This window comes from Neobacillus drentensis, assembly GCF_021560175.1.
Classification (GTDB): Bacteria; Bacillota; Bacilli; order Bacillales; family Cytobacillaceae; genus Neobacillus; species Neobacillus drentensis_A.
In genome coordinates, this window is sequence record NZ_CP091110.1 from 720,404 (window position 1) to 746,204 (window position 25,801).

Annotated in this window: 15 protein-coding genes and 1 pseudogene; 14 read left to right on the forward strand and 2 right to left on the reverse strand. The window is 37.7% G+C overall.

Going from position 1 to position 25,801, the window contains the following annotated elements:
• Positions 1 to 15: 15 nt before the first annotated feature.
• The 8 genes from L1999_RS03445 (at position 16) to L1999_RS03480 (ending at position 17,726) form a co-directional block, all read left to right on the forward strand.
• Entirely contained in the window at positions 16 to 1,686 is a 1,671-nt protein-coding gene (locus L1999_RS03445) for an ABC transporter substrate-binding protein (RefSeq protein WP_235742240.1), read from the forward strand.
• 95 nt (positions 1,687 to 1,781) lie between these two features.
• The gene (locus L1999_RS03450) at positions 1,782 to 2,417 is read left to right on the forward strand and encodes a YesL family protein (protein ID WP_235742241.1); all 636 of its coding nucleotides are present in this window, start codon (positions 1,782 to 1,784) and stop codon (positions 2,415 to 2,417) included.
• Positions 2,418 to 2,436: 19 nt separating this feature from the next.
• Positions 2,437 to 5,244 (forward strand): glycoside hydrolase family 3 C-terminal domain-containing protein, encoded by a 2,808-nt coding sequence (locus tag L1999_RS03455; protein WP_235742242.1) that lies wholly within the window; start codon positions 2,437 to 2,439, stop codon positions 5,242 to 5,244.
• Positions 5,245 to 5,253: 9 nt separating this feature from the next.
• Positions 5,254 to 7,581, forward strand: coding sequence for a glycosyl hydrolase family 95 catalytic domain-containing protein (locus tag L1999_RS03460; RefSeq protein ID WP_235742244.1), 2,328 nt, complete (start codon positions 5,254 to 5,256; stop codon positions 7,579 to 7,581).
• 20 nt (positions 7,582 to 7,601) lie between these two features.
• Complete coding sequence (locus tag L1999_RS03465) at positions 7,602 to 9,614, forward strand: beta-galactosidase (RefSeq protein WP_430540023.1); 2,013 nt, start codon at positions 7,602 to 7,604, stop codon at positions 9,612 to 9,614.
• Between the two features lie 55 nt (positions 9,615 to 9,669).
• Positions 9,670 to 11,982 carry an alpha-xylosidase gene (yicI, locus tag L1999_RS03470; protein ID WP_235742247.1) on the forward strand — a complete coding sequence of 771 codons (2,313 nt, stop codon included), beginning with the start codon at positions 9,670 to 9,672 and terminating at the stop codon, positions 11,980 to 11,982.
• Positions 11,983 to 12,651: 669 nt separating this feature from the next.
• Positions 12,652 to 14,448: a DUF262 domain-containing protein gene (locus L1999_RS03475; protein WP_235742248.1), complete on the forward strand. Its 1,797-nt coding sequence runs from the start codon at positions 12,652 to 12,654 to the stop codon at positions 14,446 to 14,448.
• Positions 14,449 to 14,822: 374 nt separating this feature from the next.
• Positions 14,823 to 17,726, forward strand: coding sequence for a DEAD/DEAH box helicase (locus tag L1999_RS03480; RefSeq protein WP_235742249.1), 2,904 nt, complete (start codon positions 14,823 to 14,825; stop codon positions 17,724 to 17,726).
• A 26-nt stretch (positions 17,727 to 17,752) separates the two neighbouring features.
• On the opposite strand, the gene L1999_RS03485 is transcribed toward L1999_RS03480, so the two are convergent.
• Complete coding sequence (locus L1999_RS03485) at positions 17,753 to 18,151, reverse strand: (deoxy)nucleoside triphosphate pyrophosphohydrolase (protein ID WP_235742251.1); 399 nt, start codon at positions 18,149 to 18,151, stop codon at positions 17,753 to 17,755.
• Positions 18,152 to 18,434: 283 nt separating this feature from the next.
• Between L1999_RS03485 and L1999_RS03490 the strand changes: the two genes are divergently transcribed.
• Genes L1999_RS03490 through L1999_RS03505 form a run of 4 tightly spaced genes read left to right on the forward strand, consistent with a single transcriptional unit; the run spans position 18,435 to position 22,196 of the window.
• Positions 18,435 to 18,824 carry a GntR family transcriptional regulator gene (locus tag L1999_RS03490; RefSeq protein WP_235742253.1) on the forward strand — a complete coding sequence of 130 codons (390 nt, stop codon included), beginning with the start codon at positions 18,435 to 18,437 and terminating at the stop codon, positions 18,822 to 18,824.
• Complete coding sequence (locus L1999_RS03495) at positions 18,817 to 19,719, forward strand: ABC transporter ATP-binding protein (protein ID WP_235742254.1); 903 nt, start codon at positions 18,817 to 18,819, stop codon at positions 19,717 to 19,719. The genes L1999_RS03490 and L1999_RS03495 overlap by 8 nt, the downstream gene beginning before the upstream one ends.
• Positions 19,694 to 21,649 (forward strand): DUF6449 domain-containing protein, encoded by a 1,956-nt coding sequence (locus tag L1999_RS03500; protein WP_235742256.1) that lies wholly within the window; start codon positions 19,694 to 19,696, stop codon positions 21,647 to 21,649. Before L1999_RS03495 ends, L1999_RS03500 begins: the two co-directional genes overlap by 26 nt.
• Before the next feature lies 1 nt (position 21,650).
• Positions 21,651 to 22,196 carry an RNA polymerase sigma factor gene (locus tag L1999_RS03505; RefSeq protein ID WP_235742257.1) on the forward strand — a complete coding sequence of 182 codons (546 nt, stop codon included), beginning with the start codon at positions 21,651 to 21,653 and terminating at the stop codon, positions 22,194 to 22,196.
• Between the two features lie 109 nt (positions 22,197 to 22,305).
• Here L1999_RS03505 and L1999_RS03510 read toward each other — a convergent pair.
• Positions 22,306 to 22,705 (reverse strand): annotated as a pseudogene (locus L1999_RS03510) ((deoxy)nucleoside triphosphate pyrophosphohydrolase).
• Between the two features lie 266 nt (positions 22,706 to 22,971).
• Here L1999_RS03510 and L1999_RS03515 point away from each other — a divergent pair.
• Both L1999_RS03515 and L1999_RS03520 read left to right on the forward strand, forming a co-directional pair.
• The gene (locus L1999_RS03515) at positions 22,972 to 24,666 is read left to right on the forward strand and encodes a sigma-54-dependent Fis family transcriptional regulator (protein WP_235742258.1); all 1,695 of its coding nucleotides are present in this window, start codon (positions 22,972 to 22,974) and stop codon (positions 24,664 to 24,666) included.
• A gap of 157 nt (positions 24,667 to 24,823) precedes the next feature.
• Positions 24,824 to 25,786: a 2-keto-3-deoxygluconate permease gene (locus L1999_RS03520; RefSeq protein ID WP_235742259.1), complete on the forward strand. Its 963-nt coding sequence runs from the start codon at positions 24,824 to 24,826 to the stop codon at positions 25,784 to 25,786.
• Positions 25,787 to 25,801 lie beyond the last annotated feature (15 nt).

Below are 25,801 nucleotides of genomic sequence, written 5' to 3' on the forward strand. Positions count from 1 at the left end.
AAGGGAGGTTCAAGTATGAAAGTCAAAGGAAAAGTTTTAGGTTTAGCTGCGGCCGCCATGCTGTTACTTGGCACCACTGCCTGTAGCAGCGATACAAGCTCCAGTGCCCAAAAAGAAAAAACAAGTACTGGTCCAATTACACTATCTTATTTTAGTGCAGACCCTAACCCAACCTGGAACAACATGAAGGACGAGGTAGGGAAGGAAATTACGAAAAAAACCGGTGTTACATTAAAAGCATCTTTCCAAGTGGGAAATGATGACAAGGTTGGCTTAATCGCAGCGAGCGGTGAGTATCCTGATATCATTAGCCCCAAAGGATCTGCTGCCAAAATGGTGGATGCAGGTGCAATGGTTGATCTAAAACCATTAATCGAAAAATATGCTCCAAATCTCAAAAAAATGATTGGTGACAACTGGGGACGTTTAAAGTACAGCAATGAGGATCCAAAAGTTTATTTCATTCCAACTTATGATTCAGTTGGACAAACCTATTTTGATTCCGGCGGCGGTATGGAGCTTCAACATGCAGCTGTCAAGGAAGCTGGTTATCCAGAAATCAAGACGCTGCAGGATTATGAAAACGTTATCTCTTCCTATGTGAAAAAGCATCCAACAGTCGATGGAAAACCAACAATTGGTATGTCTTTGATTGGCAGTGACTGGCATTTCCTTATTACCGTAACCAATCCAGCCTTTGGTACGACTGGAAAACCGGATGATGGTGAATATTATATTGATCCAAAAACCTATAAAGCCACTTTCCATTCAAGACTTCCGGAAGAAAAAGAATACTTCAAATGGTTGAATCACATGAATGATATTGGTTTGCTAGATCCACAAAGTTTTGTACAAACCTATGACCAATACCAGGCAAAAATTGCTACTGGACGCATTGTTGGGTTAGCTGACCAATCATGGGATTATAGCAGTGCTGAAAACAGCTTAAAAGGTGCAGGCAAAGATGATCTAACATATGGTCACTATCCAGTTGTATTAAATGACCAGTATAAACGTGCTGATTTCCAAGATATTGGTTTCTCCGGCGGTTGGGGAGTTGGTATCACAACAAGCTGTAAGGACCCTGTTCGTGCGATAAGGTTCCTAGATTTCTTAGCGTCAGATGAAGGACAAATCCTGAATAACTGGGGTATTGAAGGCAAAGAATATAAAGTTGAAAATGGAAAACGTGTGATCCCCGCAGATGTTCAAACAGAAAAGACAAAGAACAATGCTGAGTTTACAAAGAAAACCGGTGTTGGCATGTATAACATGTCTATGAGATTCGGTGATGGTATGAAAGATTCGACTGAAAATTACTATACGACGAATTTCCCAGAGAACGTTGTGCAAAACTATTCTGCTTCTACAAAGGATGTATTAGCGCATTATAAGGCTACAACTTGGAAGGATTTATTCCCAGATAAAGACGAGTTCCCTGTTAAAGCATGGGGCGCAGCTTGGAGCATAAATGCATCTAGCAATACTGAATATGGAGCAATTTTCCAAAAAGCTGAAGACACTGCAAAAGCGTATATTTCAAAAGCAATTCTTGCAAAACCTGCTGATTTTGACAAGGAATGGGATGCTTATTTGAAAGCTCTTGACCAAATCGGCGTGAAGAAGATGGAAGATGAATATACAAAACTAGTTAAAGCTCGTGTTGATTTATGGAGCAGCAAATAATTTAAATCTTAATTGGAAAAAGGGCCTGAAAGTCACAATAAGGTCCTTTTTTCCTAAAAAAGCAAAAATTTGAACCAGAAGGGTGGGAAAAAGAGATGAAGCTAAACGGGAATTTATATAAGTACTGCGATTGGATTATGAAATTCGGTTATCTAAATTTATTGTGGATGTTGTTCACATTGACTGGCCTCATCATTTTTGGATTTGTACCGGCGACTATTTCTTTATTTACTATCATACGGGCCTGGATTAGAGGAGATTCAGATTTACCGATTTGGTCAACATTCTTAAAAGTATACAAGTCCGAGTTTGTTAAGTCGAATAAAGTGGGACTTGTCTATTTACTTGGAGGCTATATTTTATATATTGATGAAAGATTTTTAGTTCAATCACCAGGTAATCTTAATACGGTGATGGTTATTTTGCTGCTGATCGTTGCGTTGTTATTTTTCATTTCCTTTATGTACTTTTTCCCAACCTACGTACATTTTAAATTAAATCCACTTGCTTATATAAGGTATTCCATCATGATGGGCCTGTCACAATTTCCTTATACGACCATCATGGTTTCCGGGGTATGGTTCTCTTATATCCTTTTGCGTTATCTTCCTGGTGTCTTTCTATTTTTTGGCGGCAGTATCCTAAGCTATATTGTCATGTGGTCTGCCAATAAAGCTTTCGAAAAAGTCCAGGTTAAGGCTATGAAACTTCAAAAATTAAACACATTATAAATGAAAGAAGTGAAGATGGATGAATAAAACGTTGCTTTTTAGAGATGAGACCCAGCCTTTTGAGGATCGAATAAATAATCTAATAGAAGAGCTGACTTTAGATGAGAAAATCAGCTTGCTATCCACTTCAGGAAGTGCCATCCCCCGCCTTGGAATTGAAGAATATCATATAGGCGGTGAAGCGGCGCACGGAGTAGTGGACCGCTCGGGCGGGAAAACAACAGTCTTCCCCCAGCCCATTGGTTTGTCTAGTACCTGGAATAAAGAATTGCTGAGAAGAATCGGGGATGCTATTGGGGATGAAGCCCGTGTTTTTTACCAGCTCAATGATCGAAAGCACGGTTTAACTTTATGGGCACCTACCATTGATATGGAAAGGGATCCACGCTGGGGAAGGACAGAGGAAGCTTACGGTGAAGATCCGTACCTAACCGGGAAACTTTCAACGGAATTAATTCGCGGTATGCAGGGGGATCACCCTTTTTACGTAAAAATGGCAGCAGCACCGAAACACTTTTACGGAAATAACAATGAGTATGGTCGTGGACATATTTCAAATAGTATCGATCCTAGAAATCGTAACGAGTATTATTTGAAGGCATTTGAGCCGGCATTCAAAGAAGGCCACGCTCTATCATTAATGACGGCTTATAACGGAGTGAACGGCATTCCGTGTATGCAGATTCATGAAATTAGGAATGTCCTGAAAGATGAATGGGGTATGGATGGGTATGTTGTCAGTGATGGCGGGGCACTTACACTTAACGTAACAGAATACCATTATTATGATACACCTGCCGAAGCACTAGCGGATGCGTTGAAAAAGGGAATTGATTGTTTTGTAGATGACAAGGAGCTGGTGGAAAAGTCTGCTTACGAAGCATTGGAAAACAATTGGATATCAGAACAGGATATTACGGCAGCAATCAGAAATATATTGAGAGTAAGATTTCGCCTTGGCCATTTTGACCAGGATGTGTCACTCAATCCTTATCATGAAATCCCGGTTGAAAAAATGTGCAGTGAAGAACACGATGATCTTGCATTCGAAGCGACAAAAGAATCCATCGTGTTGTTAAAAAATGACCATGTTTTACCTCTCGATGAAAAGAAGATTCATAAAATTGCTGTTATTGGACCGAATGCAGATGAGGTTTACAAGGATTGGTATACAGGCTATGCACAGCAACTGGTGACCCCATTACAAGGTATTATCAATAGATTAAAAGATAAAGAGGTTGTATTTGTAAAAGGAAATGACGAAATCGCCTTAAAGTCTATTAAAGAAAATGCTTATTTATCTGTAAATGATGAAAATAGAGTAGTCGCAAGCAGTTCTACTATTGGGCAAAATGAAGTCTTTGAATTAGAAGAATGGGGCTGGGGCAGTAATGTCCTAAAAAGTGTGGCCCAGCAAAAGTATATCAGAAAAGCGGAAAAGGGGGCTTATTTTTCAGCTGATAAAAAGGAAGTATTTGATTGGTTTATTCGCGAGAAAGTCTCTTTCACCCCATTCAATCAAGGTACCCACTACCATTTATCAGCATGGGAAGGTGAACCATTAGCCGTTTCTGAAACAAAAGAACTGATTGCTTCTTCAAAAGCCGAGGAGTTTGAAAAAGTAGTCATTTCATCTGGAATTGATCGGGCAGTGGAAGCCGCACGGCAATCGGATGCAGCGGTTGTTGTTGTTGGAAATCATCCGATGCTTAATGGCCGTGAAACAGAAGACCGTCCGGATATCGTATTGCCAGAACACCAAGAAAAGCTGATTCAGGAGGTGTTTAAAGCGAATCCAAATACGATTGTTGTCATCGTCGGAAGCTATCCATTTGCCGTTAACTGGGCAAATGATCATATCCCTGCCATTCTATACACCTCACATGGTTCACAAAGGCTTGGTGATGGTATTGCCGCTATTCTTTTCGGAGACGAGGCACCATCTGGAAGATTAAGTATGACTTGGTATAAGGATGTTTCGCAGCTTCCATCCATCTTTGATTATGACATCATTAAAGGCAATCGAACTTACCTGTATACAGAGGGGGAAGTGCTTTACCCGTTTGGACATGGTTTAAGCTATGTACAATTTAACTATTCAGGTTTGGAAGCAGATACTGATACATTATCCCAAGTAAACTCGATCACCTTATCATTTAAGATTGAAAATTACAGTGATATAGAAGCTAGTGAGGTCGTTCAGTTATATGCGACGATAAAAGACTCTTCAGTAAAACGTCCATTGAAACAATTAGTTGATTTTGAAAAAATCAAGCTAAAACCTGGAGAAACAAGAAAGCTTTCCTTAACCGTGAAACCAGAACAGCTATCTTTTTGGGATGTGAGCCAGGAAAGCTATTGTTTAGAAAATGGCCAATGCATACTGTCTGTTGGAAGCTCCAGCCAGGATATTCGTTTAAGCACTGAAATCAGAATTAATGGTGAAACAGTACCGCCAAGAAATTTAACTCAGGTAACAAAAGCGGAAAACTATGATGACTATGAAAATGTGTTCCTCAATAAAGGGGATCACAACTGGAACTGTGTCACTAATAAAGCAAATGGTTGGATTTGCTTTAAAAATGTTGATTTAGGGGCAGGCAGCCGGCAGCTTGAGATACATGCAGCAACCGAGGGCGGCGCTGGAACAATTTCTGTTGTATTAGATGAGGTAAACGGTAAGAGCCTTGCCAATCTCAGAGTTGATTCTCACTATCCATTTGAATGGTTGGATGTTGAAGCACAACTTGAAGAGGTAAAAGGGATTCATGATGTCTATGTAAAATTTGAAGGCCCTATTTCTTTAAATAGTCTAAAAATGGTTTAAGGAGATTCTATGATAAATATTGCTCAAAATGTTCCATTAAGAGGTGCTATAAATCGTTCATATGCAAAAACTTGGGAAAATGCAATGGTAAGTGGAAATGGCCGCCAAGGAGTTATGGTCTTTGGCGATCCCTCCGATGAAACAATTATTGGCACGCATTGCCGATTATACCTTCCACAGGGTAACAATGATACCTTGCCCCATATGGCACCTTATCTGCCAACGGTAAGAAAGATCATTCAAAAGGAAGGGTATCAAAAGGCGATTAAATTTTTTTATGAAAAAAGTATTGATTTAGGCTATCGCGGCCTGCAAATGAGCGACCCGTCTCATCCGGGCTTTCAATTGCATATCCACTCACCATTAAAAGTGATTCGTGATTACTATAGAATGGAGAATTTTGAAACGGGTGAAATCGTTGTCAGCTTTGTTGATGAACAGAATATTCATCACGAGCGAAAAACATTTGTCTCGCGTTATGATAATGTGATTGTCCACACGGTTACAAACGGTGAGAATCGTGTGTCCTGCCTGCTTGAAGTGGAGGATTACGGGCAGCCGCTGATTGACCATCATCGGGATATACAGAAGAATTTTATCTTTTTAAATAATCTCTATCTTAAAGGCGATGGAAAAGGCTATAGGGCAGGTATTCGGATCCTTGCCCCAAATGGAAAGGTAAAAGTGGCAGACGGAAACATTCAAGTAGAAAATGCGGACAGTTTAACATTATTAATGAAAATCGTTCCTTTTCAGGGGGAAGCAGAATTTAGCAGTGAAACACTCAGAAACGATTTAAATACTATTGATGACTCTTACAAAGGATTATTAATCAAGCATAAGGCCATCCATACCGAAATCTTTAATCGCGTATCGCTAAATCTGGCAGACGATCAAGATCGAATGCGATCCATAGAAGATTTAGTACAGGAAGCAAAGGAAACGAATACGATTCCACTGGCATTGCTTGAAAAAATGTACGATGCAGGACGTTATGTTTTCATTTGCAGTTCTTGTGAACTATCTCCCAACTTGCAAGGGATATGGTCTGGGGATTTTCATCCAGCTTGGAGCGGTGATTATACGTTTGATACCAATGTCCAGTTATCAATCGCATCCGCCCTTTCATGTAATATGATGGAAGGCCTGCACGGCTTCATTCGAATGGTAAAAGAATTCTTGCCGGGATTTCGCGAGAATGCCGCCAGCTATTACGGATGCAGGGGAATCATGGCCTCCTGCCATTCGAGCACCACAGGAAGGCACTTTCATTGGAACGAAGAATGGCCGCTCATTTTATGGACATGCGGAGCAGGCTGGCTTGGTCACTGGTTTTATCAATATTATCAATATACCGGGGATAAAAAGTTTCTTTTGGAAGAAACCATTCCTTATTTAAGAGAATGTGCCTTATTCTACGAAGATTTCTTAATTGAAGATTCCAATGGTACTTACCGATTTACACCTTCTTATTCAGCGGAAAATGGCTGCGGCGATAATGCCACTCAGGATATAGCGGTTGCAAAAGAAGTTTTGACCAATTTGATTTCAGCTCATAAGGAGCTGGGGTTGGAATCTGATGAAATAAGCAAATGGGAAACGATGCTGTCCAAACTGCCTCCTTACTTAGTTAATAAAGAAGGAGCAATTCAAGAATGGTCGACTCCTGGTAAAGAAGAAAATTATAATCATCGGCATTTTTCCCATCTATATCCGATTTTTCAAAGTAATGAATTTTCCAGCAGCAGCAATCCTGTGTTATGGAACGCTTCTAAAATGGCTTTGGAAAAACGATTGGAAGCCTGGCTCAGGAACAAAGAGGGTGATACATCCTCTACACATGGCAGGATGCATGCCGCCCTATGTGCAACCAAATTCGGGATGAGCCAATTAGTCTATGAGATTTTGCAAATGATGGTTGTCAATGATTCGATGTATCCGACGATGGTTACTTCCCATTACAACAACCAAAATGTCTTTAATGTAGATGGAAATGGGGCAATCCCGCAAATTATCAATGAAATGCTTATTTATAGTAATAATGATAGTCAAATTACCCTTTTGGGAGCATTACCGGAACAGTTTTCGAAAGGAACACTCAAGGGGCTTCTATTGCCAAAGCAATTGCTGGTAAAAGAGCTAAAGTGGGATACGGAGAAGAGAGAAATTATGTTAGAAATTGAATCGGCTATTAAGCAGCAAGTTACGATTCAATCTCCGATATTTCCCAATCTCAAGATTACACATGACCGGAACTGTAAAGTAGTAAGTTCATTAGACTCCATTTGCATTGAATTAAAGCCGAAAGAAGCAGCTGATCTGTTATTGACCATTTAAATGAGGTGATGACCAATATGATAGAATCTCCCAAGGTACATAAAATTTTATACGGTGGAGATTACAACCCGGAACAGTGGCCAGAGGAGGTGTGGCAGGAGGATATGCACCTTCTTCCAAAAGCACATATTGATACCGTGACAATCAATGTGTTTAGCTGGGCCAAATTACAGCCTAGTGAAGAAGAATATGACTTTTCTGAACTTGACAAAATAATGGAGATGTTAAAGAAAAACCATTTTAAAGTTTGTTTGGCAACCTCGACCGCTGCACATCCGGCATGGATGGCGAAACGTTATCCGGATATATTGCGGGTTGATTTTGAGGGGAGAAAGCGAAAATTTGGCATGAGACACAACTCCTGTCCGAATAGTCCAACCTATAAAAAGTACTCTGTAAAGCTAGCTGGAGAACTTGCCAAGCGCTATAAGGATTTCGATCATATTGTGGCTTGGCATATTTCTAATGAGTATGGCGGAGAGTGCTATTGTGACAATTGCGGCAATGCCTTTCGGGGCTGGCTGAAAGAAAAATATAAAACAATCGACAATGTCAATAAAGCCTGGAATACAAGCTTTTGGGGACATACCTTTTATGATTGGGATGAGATTGTCCCTCCCAATAGCTTGAGCGAACATTTTGGCTATAATCGGACGACCTTCCAAGGAATTTCATTAGACTATGCAAGATTTAATTCTGATAGCTTACTAGAATGCTATAAAGACGAATACAAGGTAATAAAAGAAATAACACCACATATCCCGATCACGACCAATCTTATGGGCCTCTATAAACCGCTGGATTATCAAAAATGGGCTCCTTATCTTGATTTTATCTCATGGGATAACTATCCATCCAATGATGATCCATATAGCAGAACAGCGATGAGCCATGATTTAATGCGCGGATTAAAGCAAGGGATGCCTTTTGCGCTAATGGAGCAAACACCAAGTGTAACCAACTGGCTTCCATATAATGCCTTAAAACGGCCAGGTGTGATAAGGCTTTGGAGCTACCAGGCGGTTGCCCATGGTGCGGATACGGTCATGTTTTTCCAGATGCGACGTTCCATTGGTGCATGTGAAAAATACCACGGCGCTGTTATCGATCATGCAGGTCATGAAAATACCAGGGTATTCCGAGAGTGTGCCGAATTGGGACAGGAACTGGAGCTATTAGGAGATAAACTCCTTGGAAGCAGGGTCAAATCAGATATTGCCATTCTATTTGATTGGAATAATTGGTGGGCGATTGAATATTCTGCAGGGCCGAGTGCTGATTTAAAGTATCAATCACAAATTCACCACTATTACCAGGCATTGTTTAACGAAAATTACAATGTCGATTTAATCAGCGTGAATGATGACTTTGATCAATATAAACTTATCATTGCCCCGGCTCTTTACATGGTGAAAGAAGGCGTGGACCAAAAGTTAGAGAAGTTTGTGAAAAATGGCGGTACATTCCTGACCACTTTTTTTAGCGGCTATGTAGACGAACACGACCTTGTTCAGGTGGGCGGTTATCCAGGGAAACTAAGTGAGTTGTTAGGAATCTGGGTGGAAGAAACAGATGCTCTGCCAGTTGATCAGTGGAATGAAATTATCGAACAGGAACAGTCCTATAGCTGTAATTTATTATTTGACATTATCCATTTGAAAGGGGCAGAAGCCATTGCTTCTTATGGAAAAGATTTTTATGCGGGTACTCCTGTAGTTACGAAAAATACCTTTGGACAAGGTGCAGCGTGGTATGTCGGCTCTAATCCGGAAGAAAGATATTTATCCAAGTTACTTAAAACTATCTGCCATGATGCAGGCATTAAACCGATTTTGCCAGCAAGTGAAGGAATAGAAGTTTCAAGAAGGGTAAAAGGAGAAAGTCAATATACCTTTATATTAAATCATAATGACCTTCCTAAAAAATTGGTATTAGAGCAACCCTATCGCAATCTGCTTAATAACAAAGAGTACGCAAATGGTGAGGAAATTGTCCTGTCACCGAAAGATGTATTAATACTTGAGAATCTGTAAGGATTACTAAACTATTTTATAAAAATAGATTGCAATAAAAGGTGGAGATCAAGAGATGAAATTCAGTAATGGATGCTGGTTAAATAAAGAGGGATACCAATTCTTTCACCCTGCTGAGGTAAATGATACTAGATTAACAGATAACAAAGTGACCATTTATGCTCCTTGCCGAAAAATTAATCATCGTGGTGATACTTTAGACGGAGGAATGATCACAATAGAGTTATCCTCCCCAATAAACAATGTGATTAAAGTAAAAGCGTACCATCATAAGGGGACTCTAAATCTTGGACCTCATTTTGAAATCCATAAAGAAAATGTGGAAACTGTTATTGACACCCAAGAGAAGGTACTAACATTTGTTAGCGGAAATCTAAAAGCAAGCGTGAACAAAGAAGATTGGAAGTTATCCTTTCATCATAATAATGAATTATTAGCTCAATCTGAAGGGCGTTCGATGGCTTATATTTTAACAGAGGAAAATCAGCCTTTTATGCGCGAACAGCTTTCTCTTGATGTAGGTGAATTAATCTACGGATTGGGTGAACGCTTTACACCGTTTGTTAAAAATGGTCAAACAGTCGATGTATGGAACGAAGATGGAGGAACAGGCAGTGAACAAGCTTACAAAAACATACCTTTTTATGTAAGCAACAAAGGCTACGGGGTACTAGTGAATCATCCGGAAAAGGTTTCTTTTGAAGTCGGTTCAGAAAAAGTCTCTAAAGTCCAATTCAGTGTGGAAGGGGAATCCCTGGAATACTTTATTATTAATGGACCTACATTAAAAGAGGTTTTATCCAATTATACGAAACTTACGGGAAGGCCAAGTCTGCCGCCAGCATGGTCGTTTGGTTTATGGCTGAGTACTTCATTTACGACCAATTATGACGAAGAGACGGTTACCAGTTTTGTTGAAGGCATGGAACAAAGGGATATTCCAGTAGAAGTTTTCCATTTTGACTGCTTCTGGATGAAGGAGTTTGAGTGGTCTAACTTTAAATGGGATGACAGAATGTTTCCAGATCCAGAAGGCATTTTAAGAAGATTAAAGAACAGGGGCTTAAAAATCTGCGTTTGGATCAATCCATATATTGCGCAAAAGTCTGAGCTATTTGATGAAGGAATGGAAAAGGGTTATTTAGTAAAACGTTCTGATGGTAGCGTTTGGCAGTGGGATAGGTGGCAGGCAGGCATGGGCCTTGTTGATTTCACCAATCCGGATGCATGTAGATGGTTCCAGGAAAAGCTGGAAGTATTGCTCGATATGGGAGTAGATTGCTTTAAAACAGACTTTGGTGAAAGAATCCCAACAGATGTCGTGTACTTCGACCATTCCAATCCGCAAAAGATGCATAATTACTATACACATCTTTACAACAAGACTGTTTTTGAATTATTGGAACGGAAGTTTGGCAGAAAGGAAGCGGTAGTGTTTGCACGATCAGCCACTGTAGGCGGGCAGCAGTTCCCGGTTCATTGGGGCGGTGATAGCTGGTCCAATTATTACTCCATGGCAGAAACACTACGCGGCGGATTATCTTTCGCATTGTCCGGGTTCTCCTATTGGAGTCATGACATCAGCGGCTTTGAAGCAGGGGCTACACCGGATCTTTATAAGCGCTGGACCCAATTTGGGCTTCTTTCTTCACACAGCCGTTATCATGGAAGCGGTGAATACAAAGTTCCTTGGCTCTATGGTGAAGAAGCGGTCGAAGTGTCACGATATTTTACGAAGCTGAAGCTTCAATTAATGCCATACTTGTATAGAAATGCATGTGAGTCGGCACTATCAGGCATTCCTATGATGCGGCCGATGGTGTTGGAATTCCTGGAGGATACAACGTGTCATTATCTAGATCAGCAATATATGCTGGGTGACAGCTTGCTTGTGGCACCAATACTTAATGACCAGAGTCTTGCAAAATATTATCTTCCTGCCGGAAAATGGACCAATTTTATTACGAACCAGGTAGTAGAAGGTGGAAAGTGGATTCAAGAAGAGCATGGATATATGACTTTGCCTTTAATGGCTCGCGAAAACTCCATTATTGTAATGGGAGCTGAGGCCAATAGAGCCTCCTATGATTATACTGAAAATGTAACGCTTCATCTATTTGAATTACAAGAAGGCACGCCTGCTGCTGCAGATATTTACAATCATCAAGGAGAAAAGGCAGCTAGGGTGACGGCTGTAAAAGAGGGAAATCGTATTAAAGTAAACAGTGAAGGTTTAAGCGGACAATATAAGGTAGTATTGCGTAATATTTTTAATGTCCAAGATGTTTCTTCAGGTGAGACCACTCTTACAGCTGAAGGAATCATGATTACTGTGGATTGTGAAAGAGTTGAAATAGAAATATCATAAAAAAAACAGCCAAGATTTTTTCTTGGCTGTTTTTTTATGACTATTTGGAGAACTTGGGATTCGATCCTGTAATCTACTCCATCAATTAATAAAACCTCATTTACAAAACGGTTGAGCAGCTGTTGATCCATCTGCAAAATCCCCCGCTAACAGCTCTATCACAAAATCCTCAAAGGGTGTCTTCCCAGAGTTGTTTTGTAATTTATAAAGATGAAGAATTCTTTTAAAAATATTGGCTATACAGTTGTTATCCCCTCTGGAAATGACAGAAATCTAATTGTTTTTATATTATACGATAAGAAGTTCCTAGGAAATACATAAATTTGCATTGTTATAATCTTATAGATTATTTTATGAGTAATTAAAATAAGTTCCTTTCACCACCTGTGGTTTTGTCGAATACTTCGACTTTATTCGGGGAGTGACAGGCACTTACATTAATAAAAGGATATAAAACGATCTTGAGGAAGATGTGGGAAAGCTAATCGGTAGGGTATTTAATAAGGTGTACCCCAATGCAGAGATAACAGCCATTAATAAAATGGATTTTGTTCTCTGGGGGACCAAAGGTTAAATAAGAGAAATAATGTAATGCCTTATTCATTCTAGGTTTTGGTTAAATGTGGTATATACTAAAATTACTATTATATAATTAGGCAGGTGCTAGTTTTGAGCAAATATGTTGTTAACAATAACTCCATTGATACCATCATGGGATGGATTAAGGCGGGAGAAATTGCAATCCCAGAGATCCAAAGGCCATTTGTATGGGATGCAAGTAAAGTAAGGGATTTGATGGACTCTCTTTATCAAGGTTTTCCTATTGGGTATATAATCACATGGAGGAATCCGGATACAAAACTAAAAGACGGGACCACTTCCCATGGTAAAAAAATATTAATCGATGGTCAGCAAAGGATAACAGCTATGACCGCTGCTCTTCTTGGTGAAGAGGTGGTGGGATCAGATTATAAGAAAAAGAGAATCAAAATATCCTTTAATCCAAAGGAAGAAAAATTTGAGGTTTTCAATCCAGCTATCGAAAAAAATTCCGAGTGGGTAGGGGACATTTCGAGTTTTTTCAAAAATGGTTTTGATATGTTTGGATTCGTACATCAATACTGTTCGATTAATGAAATTAGTGATCAAAATAAAATTGGTCAGATTATCAACAGACTAGTCAATATTCGCTTCAGTAACATTGGAATAATTGAGTTATCCCATGAACTTGATATTGAAACAGTGACAGAGATATTTATCCGAATTAATTCTCAAGGAGTTGTTTTAAGTCAAGCGGACTTTGCGATGTCTAAAATAGCTGTAAATGAAATTTATAATGGGGTACTAATAAGAAAAACCATTGATTACTTTTGTCATTTAGCAAAAAATCCGGCAGATTTTTCAACAATACAAACTAATGATTCACAGTTCGCGAGTACGCATTATTTTGACAAAATTAAGTGGATTAAAGATCATCATGAATCTCTGTACATACCTGATTATTCTGATTTACTTCGTGTTGCTTTTACATCAAAATTCCTTCGTGGTAGATTATCAAACCTAGTTAGTTTACTTTCAGGAAGGGACTTTGAAACCCGTGAATATAAAGAAGTAATTGCAGAGCAAGCATTTGCCACCCTGGAAGAAGGAGTTTTAGCATTTGTAAATGAGACCAATTTTAAAAGGTATTTGATGATTGTAAAATCGGCTGGGATTATTAATAAGAGCCTCATTCGGTCACAGAATACATTAAACTTTGGCTATATTTTATATTTACTTCTGAGAGATAAAAAGGTTGATCAGGCTATTATCACTAAAACAGTTCGAAAATGGTTAGTACTTTCAATATTAACTGGCCGTTACTCTGGATCGCCAGAGTCCTGGTTTGAGTTTGATGTTCGACGTTTTAAAAGTGCTGTTGATGTAGAACAGTATGTTAAAAATGTTGAGGACGGAGAACTATCTGACGCGTTTTGGAATAATATTTTAGTTACCCGATTAAATACATCAGTTGCAAGCAGTCCTTATTTTAACCTGTTCCTTATGGCACAAATAAAAAGCAGTGATAAGGGGTTTCTTTCAAAAGAGGTGGAAGTAAGGCATCTCATCGAGGAACGTGGCGATATTCATCATATTTTCCCTAAGAAACACTTGCAAAGAAACGGCATTAATAATCGTGGCCAGTACAATCAGATTGCTAATTATGTATATACCCAGCAGGAGATTAATATAGCGATAAAGGATCAGTCCCCTGCAGAATACATGAAAAAAATGAAAGAGCAATGTAATACCAAAATAATAAAATTAGGCGAAATTGATGATTATACTCTTTTACAAGAAAACTTAAAAGAGAACTGCATTCCTGATGAAATTTATAACATGGATTTCAATCAGTATGAAGAATTTCTAGAATTAAGAAGAAAGTTAATGGCTATAAAAATTAAAGAATTCTATTTTGCTTTATAAAAATTATGTTGGTCAGTGGAGCTATTTCGAAATCATTCACAAGAACCACTGACATTTCCTCTTATTTGTATGAGTTCCTGTCACCACCCACAATTCCCCTTTCAAAGATTGAGGTAGGTAGACATACAAAAATCAAATCTAATCCGATTATAGATTGTTTAATTAAAGCTCTATTAAATAATCTTATTAAATGTAAGTGTGAAATAATCCCCATTTGCTTGACAGTTGGGGATTGTTTTTACGCTTACCAATATTCTTTAAACAAAGTCCATTAAACCGGGATAGTAATTGAATTTTTCCATGTACAATAAGGTTGCACTAACTATAAGTGAGCATTACAATTGAAGTATCAATTGGTAATGAATGGTGATTAAATGAGTAATTTTATTGATAATCTAAAAGTCTCTTTACATAAGGGGTTTATTGACCAAAGCACAAATAAAACCGGAATTTATAAGCCGAAGTTATTAGTGAATAATGCAAAAAAGGGCGAAAATGTTTTAAATACCTTACTTGATGAACTAGATAGCTGTGAATCCTTTATTTTTTCAGTAGCATTTATTACTGAGAGCGGCCTGGCAACTCTTAAATCCCATTTTCTTGACCTTAAACGAAAAGGGGTAAAAGGTCGTATTTTAACTTCAACTTTTCTGAATTTTAATCAGCCAATAGTCTTTAAGGAACTCATGAAAATTGAAAATGTTGAAGTTCGGACGACTGATTTAGAAGGGTTCCATTCTAAAGGATACATATTTAATCAAAGAAAACATTATTCTTTAATTGTGGGGAGTTCCAATTTAACAGCCCATGCATTAAAAGTGAATTACGAATGGAATGTTAAATTAACTTCGCATGAAAACGGGGAAATTGTTAATCATTTTAATAATCAATTTGAAGAGGTTTGGAACGAGGCCCTTCCTTTAAACGAAGAATGGATTCAAACGTATGAGAAGAGGTATACACCACTTGTTCACAGGAAAGCTTTAGACCAGGTGATAGAGTTACCGTCTCAATATAATATTAATTCTATCGAAGAGGCCCTGAAAATAAAGCCAAATAAAATGCAAGAAGCAGCATTGCAAGGAATCCAGGCGATTCGTGATTCAGGAGCAAATAAGGGTTTAATCATTTCTGCAACAGGAACTGGTAAAACATATTTGTCTGCGTTTGATGTGAGGCGGTTTAGCCCAAAACGGATGTTATTTATCGTACATAGAGAGCAAATACTGCAAAAGGCTAAAGAAGATTTTAAAAAGATACTTGGCGGAATAGATGCGGATTTTGGAATACTGTCAGGTACTAGTAAACAAACAAATGTAAAATATTTATTTGCCACGATTCAATCCATTTCGAAGGAAGAAACTTTGGCCCAGTTTGATTCAAAGGAATTTGACTATATTTTAATTGATGAAGTACATAAAGCTGGTGCTCAATCCTATCAGAAGGTTATTGATTATTTCAATCCAGACTTTTTAATGGGAATGACTGCTACTCCAGAACGTACAGATGATTTTAATATCTTTGAGCTTTTTGAGTATAACATTGCTTATGAAATTCGTTTGCAAGAAGCCCTGGAAGAAGATATGTTATGTCCATTCCATTATTTTGGGGTTACAGAATTAGAATATAATGGTGAGATAATTGATGAGACAGCGGTATTAGCTAAGCTTGTTACAGAGGAACGCGTAAATCATATTCTTGAAAAGATCCATTACTATGGCTTTTCAGGAGAAAAAGTAAAAGGGTTAATGTTCTGTAGTAGGAAAGATGAGGCAATGAAGTTAGCTGATGCTTTCAATGAGAAAGGACTACGAACAGTTGCTTTAGTCGGGGATCACAATCAGGATGAACGGGAACGTCGGGTAAAGCAACTCGAAGAGGGCCTATTAGATTATATCATTACTGTAGATATTTTTAATGAAGGAATCGACATTCCTAGTGTTAATCAGGTAGTCATGCTAAGACAAACCCAATCCAGTATCATTTTTATTCAACAACTTGGTCGGGGACTTCGTAAACATTCAACTAAGGATTTCGTTACGATCATTGATTTTATCGGAAACTATAAAAATAACTATTTAATACCTATTGCCCTATCCGGGGACAAATCACAGAACAAGGATAATATTCGTCGCTATATGAAGGATACAAGCTATATTAAAGGAGTATCTACGATTAATTTTGAGGAAATTGCCAAAAAGCAGATTTTTAAAGCGATTAACAACAGTAATTTAACAGCTTTAAAAGTTTTAAAAGAAGCATACGTTGAGTTGAAGAATCGGATTGGCAGAATTCCTTATTTATATGATTTTGTAACGAACCATTCCATTGACCCTGAAGTCATAGTTGATAAGTACACGAACTATTATCAATTTTTATTGAAACTAAAGGAAGAAGTACCGTTATTGACGAAGTATCAAAACAGTATTCTGACTATGCTTTCTACGGAGATCTTAAATGGCAAAAGGAAACAAGAGATTATTTTATTAGACCTTCTTTTAAAAAAAGAAACAGTAAAATATGATGATTTTATAGAGAAATTAATTCATTTTAATTGTCCAATTGACGAGGAGACCCTTTCCTCAGTGTTGCGCGTTTTTAGCTTGGAGTTTTTCACACAAAGTTATAAAGAAAAGTATGGAAATAAGCCAATTATTCTTTTACAAGATGATGGTACCTTTACATTTAATAATTTGGTTCGAGAAAGTTTATTGGATAATCCATATTTTAACTTTCTAGTAACTGATGTTGTAAAAAGCGCCAAGGAAAAATCTAAGTTATACCAATCTGAGGAACCTCTTAGCCTTTATCAGAAATATTCAAGAAAAGATGCATGTAAGCTTTTGAATTGGACTAATGATGAAAGTTCTACCGTTTATGGCTATAAAACAAAACACAGAACTTGTCCAATTTTTGTGACCTATCACAAAAACGAAGATGTTGAATCTAGTATAGATTATGTAGAAGAATTCCTAAGCCCTGAAGTCCTTAAGTGGTCAACAAGAAGTAACAGAACGCTAGAATCCAAAGAAGTGAAAACAATTATTGAATCCAAAGAAAGAGGGATTGACCTTCATATTTTTGTAAAGAAAGATAATGATGAAGGAACTGATTTTTATTATTTAGGAAAAGCAACCCCAGATAAAAATAATATCGAGCAAGCAATTATGGAAGATGGTAAGGGAAAAAAGTTACCAGTTGTTCATATGAACTTGGTAATGGAAAATCCAATTGAAAATAAACTTTACAACTACATTATTAATGGTACGAATGATTAAAGTATAGTCTTCTCATTTCGAGAAGACTATTTTTCTTGGATTAATTGTTGAACTGCTGGAACATCCGCCGGTGCCCACTTGAGCGACTCTAAGTTTTCTCTTTTTAACCAGATCAACTTTGAATGCTCACTTGGAGTTGGTGTTCCCTTTACTACTCTACATTTAATTGATATCAAATTGACAATAAATGTTTCGTATTCATGTGTGTTGTCATTAAAAACTTCATTAAATGTCTCAATCTTACAGCCCAACTCTTCATCAATTTCCCTTTTTAGCGCTGAATAAATGTCCTCATTTACTTCCACTTTCCCTCCTGGAAATTCCCACATATTTGGAATCGACATTTCGGGGGACCTTAAAGCACATAGAATTTCTTGCTGTTCGTTTTCAATGATCGCTGCGACTACTTTTACAAGTTTTTTCAATGGTAACCTCCTAGAAGCTGATTATTAGTAATACTATATCATTTTTGAAAAAAAGATTCTAAAAGGGAGTTTTTATAACTTAAATCTTAACGTTAAAATGGGGGCAGTTGGTGTTGGTTATTATGTGAATGGTTGAACAAAGGTGTAAAAAATCTAAAAAATGCTGCAAAAAAATCGTTTCATAAAAAAATGAAAAAGCTATTCCATTTTGGTAGCTTTTGGAATATAATACAAACTGTACTACGAATAATAGTACACTTAATACAGATTGGAGGCACCCGTTATGTTTGAGCTAGACATAAGGAGCCGGAAGCCGATATACGAACAGTTGGTAGAAAAAATGAAGGAGCTTATCATGAATGAAGTATTAAAACCTGATGAACAGCTGCCATCCGTAAGAACATTAGCCACAGAACTCACAATCAATCCGAATACGATCCAAAAGGCTTATCGAGAATTGGAAATCCAAGGATTTATCTATTCCATTAAAGGAAAAGGCAGCTTCGTTAATCCCAATAATCAAATAAAGGATGTAGAGAAAATAGAGGCTGTACGAAAGGATCTTGAAAAGTTAGTCGTAGAAGCTTTGTACCTGGGAATCCCAGCGAGTGACATCATCCAATTAATTCAAGACCTGGACAAAGCAAAAGGGGGAGGCGAAAGCAATGATTGAAATGAAAGGTGTCAGCAAAAAATTTGATCGGTTTATTGCACTGGAAAAAGTCAATTTATCCATTAACAAAGGCTCCATTTACGGACTGATCGGATCAAATGGTGCAGGGAAAACCACTTTAATTAAACTGTTGGCAGGAATTTATCGCCAGGATCAGGGAGAAGTAACAATTAATGGGGAAAGAGTATTTGAAAATATCAGTCTAAAGCAAAAAGTCTTTTACATACCAGACCAGCCCTACTTCTTCTCGCAATATACTGCAAAGCAAATGGCCCGTTTTTATAAAAGCTGTTACCCAACCTGGGAGGAGGAACGGTTCCGAAGCTTGGCCGAGTTATTTGAGCTGAATGTGAATAAAAAGATCCATACCTTCTCAAAGGGATGGCAGCGACAGATTGCCTTCATTCTCGCTCTTTCCTCCAATCCGGAGATCCTCATTTTGGATGAGCCATTGGATGGGCTTGACCCAGTTGTCAGGAAAAAGGTGAAAAACCTGTTGATTCATGATGTGGCCGAAAGAGATATGACCATTTTAATATCCTCACATAATCTTCGTGAGATTGAAGATATTTGTGATCATATCGGGATTATCCATAAAGGCACACTCTTAATCGAAAAAGAATTGGATGATCTGAAAGCTGATATTCATAAAATACAGGTTGCTTATAAAAATGGTACTCCTCCAGAAAAGCTTCTATTAAATCTTAATCCTCTTCATACAGAAAAGCGGGGAAGCGTGTACCTTTTCATTGTCAGAGGAGATGAAGATGAAATAGAGAGAAAAATCCTGCAAACAAACCCTGTCATTTTTGACTTGCTTCCTCTTACGCTTGAGGAGATCTTTATATATGAAATGGGGGATATCGGCTATGCTATCAAGAATGTCTTGGTTTAAAAAAGAATTACTGCTTCAAATTGGCCGTAGTACGGGCTGGGTTTCAATTGTTTACTTTCTAGCGTTGCTATTTATTTTGCCGATTCAATTATTAATGATCATCTCTGATGAAACCAAAAGTTATTATCCACAACCTAACAATCTGTTTCTTGTTAATTTTTCCTTTCAAATTGGGCTAATGGTTATTGTCCCAGTCATCTTGGCAGTATTCTTGTTTCGTTTTCTTCATGTGAAACAAGCAGCCGACCTGATGCATAGTATCCCTCTTAAAAGGGATAGGATTTTTCATCAATATGCGCTTACCGGGATGATATTTTTAATCCTGCCTATTGCCGTCATTACACTCATTATCCTTTTTATGCATAACATTCTAGACATCAGTGCCTTGTATAGTATAAAGGATATTTTCTACTGGGCGGGGACGACAATAATAATTACTTTGCTGTTATACTCAGCCGCTTTGTTTATTGCCATGATGACAGGAATGTCCATCGTTCAGGCAGTTCTAGCTTATGTTTTTCTCTTCTTCCCAATCGGGATTACGATGTTGGTATTTTTTAATTTAAAAATAGTACTCTATGGTTTTCCAGGGGATTATTTTCTCAATCGACAGCTTGAAAAATTGTCCCCCATTACCTATGCGGCTGTCCTCGATGGCAGGAAGTTTCGATGGAACGATGGGATTGTTTATATGATTTTAACGATCGTACTATATGGACTTTCACTGTTTTTCTATAAAAAAAGAAACCTCGAAGCAGCTTCCGAGGCGATTGCCTTTCCGAAATTACGTTCCGTTTTTAAATATGGGGTTACATTCTGTGTGATGCTTCTGGGTGGTTCCTATTTTCAAGAGGTTTCCTATCAAAGCTTTAGCTGGACCGTTTTCGGTTATGTGATCGGGGCTGTGATTGGCTATTTAGGAGCTGAAATGATCTTAAGAAAAACGTGGCGGGTTTTCGGACGTATAAAAGGCTTAATTGTTTATTTAGCCATAATCGCTGTCATGGGTATAGGCGTTCAAATTCTAGGAATCTATGAAAATAAAGTTCCTGAAGAAGAACAAATTAAAATCGTCCTGTTCTCCAATCAATTGGGTTTTTATGCAAAAGATGATATTTACAGAGAATACTATACGCCATTGCCGATGAAGGAAAAAGCAAATATTAAGGCCGTCCGCAGGCTTCACGAGCAGCTTCTTTCTGATAAAAAACTCAATCAGACAAAGAAAGAGCGCCAATCTGTGAATTTCTATATTCAATATGAATTGAAAAATGGGAGCAAAGTGACAAGGGAATACAGTGTAAATGAACGTCTTTATGAGGACTTTCTCAAACCCGTCTATGAATCGAAGGAATATAAGCAATCCACAAATGAGATTTTTAAACTAACCGAGAATAAAATTAAATCCCTGACGATGGGTGCTGGACCAGTTTCCAACGGAGTGACCTTGTCTAATTCTAACGATATAAAAGAAGTGATTGCAGCTTTAAGGAAAGATGTATTGGCAGAATCATATGAAGACAGCCGGTACTTTAAGGGCTCATCGATTGAAGTCTATCTAGGCAGTGACCGCTTTATGAGTCTTGAGTTTAAGCCAAACTATCAAAATTTAACTCAATGGCTAAAACAAAAAGAAATGCTGAAAGACGCCATGCCAAGCTCAGATGATGTCACTCATGTACTTGTAGCAAAAGAAGGCGGCATTGAAAATCCTGAAGATATCGAAAAAATTAAACGTGAAATTGAAAAAAGTAAAGAGGCCTTAGACGTAACCAATAAGGGTCAAATTGATCAAATGTTAAATAACGCAAGTATGAACTCGAATCACGAATACATGGCTGTCTTTTACTTCCGCACTGGCCATTATTATGAAGTCATGTTCTTTGATGAAAAGCATGCACCGGAGTTCATGAAGGATCATTTCAAATAGGATGGTGGAGAACCTGAGCACGATTGATTTTAACCAAGTCTATTCTGAGTACGCCAACGGTCTGCTCTATATTGCCTTCAGTTACACACATGACAGGCGTTGGGCAGAGGACATTGTTCAGGAAACATTTATAAAGGCATTTAAAAAAATAGATACAATCGAAGATACGAAAAAAGTAGGTGCCTGGCTGTCGATCATAACAGCCAGGACTGCGATCGATTTTTTGCGATCGGAAAAAAGAAATAGATGGATAACAGTTGACGCTGCTCAAATGGAACCTATCATGAATCATAAGAAAAATGGAATGGATACCGAGGAAATGGCAGGCATACGTTTTCTTCAAGAGGATGTGGGCAGGTCAATGGAAAGCCTATCAAAGGAGTTCCAAGAGGTGCTTACCCTTAAGGTGAATTATGATCTAAAGGAAAATGAAATCGCACGGCTGCTCGGTTTGAAGTCAACAACGGTCAAGACGCGGATATATCGGGCTAGAAAACAACTAAAACAGGTCTTTGCAAAAAAGGAAACAGTTTTAGATCTATATTGATCTCCAAATGGCAACCCGCTTACAGTAAGAATGGAATTAGAAACTGAAGTTCCTGCAAGTTTTTATACAGAGTTTACAAAAAAAGTGTAGTCTTCTCATTTTGAGAAGACTACTTTTCATTAATGAGTTGTTCAACTGCGGGAATATCAGCTGGGGTCCATTTAAGTGAATCAAGATTTTCTCTTTTTAACCAAATGAGTTTTGAATACTCAATCTTTGTTGGGGTACCTTCAACAACTCTACATTTGATTGAGATTAAATTGATAATAAACGTTTCGTATTCATGGGTATTGTCATTAAATACTTCTTTGTATGTCTCTATTTTACAACCTAACTCTTCAGTAATTTCTCTCTCTAATGCTGAGAAAATGTCTTCATTTGCTTCTACTTTCCCCACCAGGGAACTCCCACATATTTGGTATAGACATTTCAGGTGATCTTATAGCACATAGAATTTCTTGGTTTTCATTTTCAATAATCGCTGCCACTACTTTTACAAGCTTTTTCATGATGCCTCCTATTTGTAATTATTTATTAGTAATAATATCATCTTTATTTAAAAATTCTTGTTGAGAGAGTACTGAAGCACCAGATACTGATTGATACAAAAGTTAATCAAACGATTAATTGCATCGTTAAATCTCTTGGTACATATAAAGTGTCGGAAAACATTTCTAGTTGATAGCTTTTAACTCAATAATCTTCTTCTCATTGCAATCCCCTTCGACTTATGCTATGACTAGACTAGAATTTAAAGGATATAGGTGTGGTACGAATGAAGATAAAAGCATTGTTTGTGGCCCCGTATGCCGCTATGGAGAATTTAATAGAAGAGTGTCGGTATGAAGAGACTGAAATAGATCTTCACATTGAAATTGGAAATCTTCAGGAAGGCGTTGCTTTAGCAAAAAAGGCAGAAGCACAAGGATTTGACGTCATCATCAGTCGTGGTGGAACTGCCAAGTTGATTGGTGAAACGGTCGGCATTCCTGTTATCGATGTCCATATTTCTGGTTACGATATGCTTCGAGTCTTCACGCTTGCGAATGATCTTCCCAGGAAGAAGGCGATCGTAGGCTTCCCAACTATTACTCTCGGAGCAAAGGCGATTATAGACCTTTTGGATATTCCAATAGATATTTTCACGATTAATGATGAAAGTGAAACAGAGCCATTACTATCAAGGTTAAAGCATGAAGGGTATCAGCTCATCATAGGGGATGTCGTAACGTATGAAACAGCTTCAAGATTGGGGTTGCTAGGAATATTGCTTCAATCGGGAAGGGAAGCTATATTTGATTCATTTAAGGAAGCGAAAATGGTGGCAAGATGGATGCTGAATAATAAGCTGGAGATCGAACGATTAAAGGCTTTATTACATATTACTGCAAAAGACTTTATGCTTCTTTCACACAATGGCGATATTGTCTATGAACAATGGGCTACTTTCCAGTCAAGACCCATAAATGAAATTCCATTAATTATGGATACAAATCAGGATGAAGCTAGTGGGAAGGAAATCTCCTATATCAAAGATAATAATGGGGAAACATTAAAACTAATCAAAACGAAAATAATGACAACAGAATTCTCCTATCTTTTTTGTCAATTTTCTCATTTGAAGATTAATCCTGAATCAGAAGAAATTATGAAGGTCAATGTGCTCGCTCCCCCGCCAATTATTCACCATAGTAAAGCGATGAATTTATGTCTAAATATGATTGATCGCTGTCTTTCTCACACTCGTTTTATCTTAAATGGAAAAAGGGGTACCGAAAAGGAATTGATTGCTCAGTATATTCATTACCATAAAACACATGGGAACGGATTATTTGCTTCGATAAAAGCATTGGATTTACTAGATATCAATCTGGAAAAGGTAGATAAGGATATCAAAACCATCTATATTCATTCTATTGATCTTTTAGATGAGGCACTAAGAGATGAGCTTTGGAGAAAAATCGGGTCTATAAAAGTTAGAGGAATAACAATTATTATTGGAATGATCGAACTACAGCACTCTTGGGAAATATATAGTGATGATATCATTCGGATTTATATCCCTTCTTTGGCTGAACGGAAAGAGGATTTAAAGGAGCTTGTGACGTCGTTTATTCTTCATTTTAACCAAACATTAGGGACATCTGCCATTAAAATGAGAGAAGATGGGTTAGCATTATTGGCGGAGTATGATTGGCCAGGTAATGTAGGAGAATTAAAGGCAATATTAAAAGATGCCGTCCTCATGGAAAAGGGTTATGTCATTGAAAAAGGATTAGTTGAAAGTCTGTTAAAACAGAAAGGATCAGCAGATGTGGGAATTTCCACCGATTTCTTGATGGGGACCTTAGAAGACATCGAGAAGAGAATTATTGAAAAAGTGTTAGAAGAAGAGGAATTTAACCAAACAAAAGCAGCTAAACGCTTAAATATCAATCGCTCCACACTTTGGCGTAAGTTAAAAAGTTAATTTAATAACAGTTTAAAAATGCAACGGTTTCATTTCATCTAAATTTATTTGAAATAAAACTGTTGCATTTTTTGTCGAATGGAATTAAAATAATAAATGTAATCGATTTCAAGTGTTTTAACTGTTGAAAAATACAACATAAGGGGATATGATTAATATGAGAATTAAAGCAGCGATTGATAAAGTTCCAGGCGGTATGATGTTAATACCCTTACTTATTGGAGCGTTAATTCGTACATTTTTACCTGGAATTTTTGATTTACCAGAATTTAAAAGTTCTTTTACAGGGGGATTATTAACAGGAACTTCAGCTCTACTAGCAGCATTTTATATTTGTTTAGGTTCAACTATACGATTTCAAGCAACCGGTTACATCTTGAAAAAAGGGGTAAGCTTATGGGTTGGTAAAATTGGAACAACATTTCTCATCGCTTTACTGATTAAAGCCATTTTTCCAGATCAGAACCACTTATTCTTAGGGTTATCTGCTTTAGCAATTATAGCGGCATTTTCTGATACAAACGGTGGACTTTATATGGCACTTATGGGTCAGTTAGGAAAGAAAGCAGAGGATGTTGCAGCTTATTCCATTATGTCTCTTGAATCTGGTCCATTCTTTACGATGTTAATTCTTGGGGTTGCTGGATTAGCAAGTTTCCCACTGTTAGCATTTGTGTTTGCTATCCTTCCTTTATTACTTGGAATGATCCTCGGAAACCTTGATGAAAAAATGCGGGAATTCTTAAGTAAGGGACAAGACGTTATTATTCCATTGTTTTCTTTAGCCATCGGTGCTGGAATTAACTTAACTAATGTCGTGAAAGCTGGATTTTCTGGTGTCATCTTAGGTGTGGCGGTAGTCGTAGTTACAGGTATAGTCTTATTTATCATTGATCGCATCACAGGAGGAAACGGTGTAGCAGGTATTGCCGCTTCATCAACTGCTGGAAATGCTGCAGCTGTACCAATGGCTGTTGCGGCTGTTTATACCGGATATAGTGAGATTGCAGCTACAGCAACACTTCAAGTTACAGCAGCGGTTATTGTTACGGCCATTTTTACTCCGCTCCTTACAACTTGGTATGCAAAACGAGTGGAACAACGAAAAGCAACAGTATAACTGTGTGGAAAGAAT

Coding starts and splice junctions, on each gene's coding strand:
- L1999_RS03515 (WP_235742258.1), top strand. CDS start 22,972: ATGAAGATAAAAGCATTGTTTGTGGCCCCGTATGCCGCTATGGAGAAT.
- L1999_RS03455 (WP_235742242.1), top strand. CDS start 2,437: ATGAATAAAACGTTGCTTTTTAGAGATGAGACCCAGCCTTTTGAGGAT.
- yicI (WP_235742247.1), top strand. CDS start 9,670: ATGAAATTCAGTAATGGATGCTGGTTAAATAAAGAGGGATACCAATTC.
- L1999_RS03460 (WP_235742244.1), top strand. CDS start 5,254: ATGATAAATATTGCTCAAAATGTTCCATTAAGAGGTGCTATAAATCGT.
- L1999_RS03520 (WP_235742259.1), top strand. CDS start 24,824: ATGAGAATTAAAGCAGCGATTGATAAAGTTCCAGGCGGTATGATGTTA.
- L1999_RS03495 (WP_235742254.1), top strand. CDS start 18,817: ATGATTGAAATGAAAGGTGTCAGCAAAAAATTTGATCGGTTTATTGCA.
- L1999_RS03480 (WP_235742249.1), top strand. CDS start 14,823: ATGAGTAATTTTATTGATAATCTAAAAGTCTCTTTACATAAGGGGTTT.
- L1999_RS03500 (WP_235742256.1), top strand. CDS start 19,694: ATGCTATCAAGAATGTCTTGGTTTAAAAAAGAATTACTGCTTCAAATT.
- L1999_RS03445 (WP_235742240.1), top strand. CDS start 16: ATGAAAGTCAAAGGAAAAGTTTTAGGTTTAGCTGCGGCCGCCATGCTG.
- L1999_RS03450 (WP_235742241.1), top strand. CDS start 1,782: ATGAAGCTAAACGGGAATTTATATAAGTACTGCGATTGGATTATGAAA.
- L1999_RS03505 (WP_235742257.1), top strand. CDS start 21,651: ATGGTGGAGAACCTGAGCACGATTGATTTTAACCAAGTCTATTCTGAG.
- L1999_RS03490 (WP_235742253.1), top strand. CDS start 18,435: ATGTTTGAGCTAGACATAAGGAGCCGGAAGCCGATATACGAACAGTTG.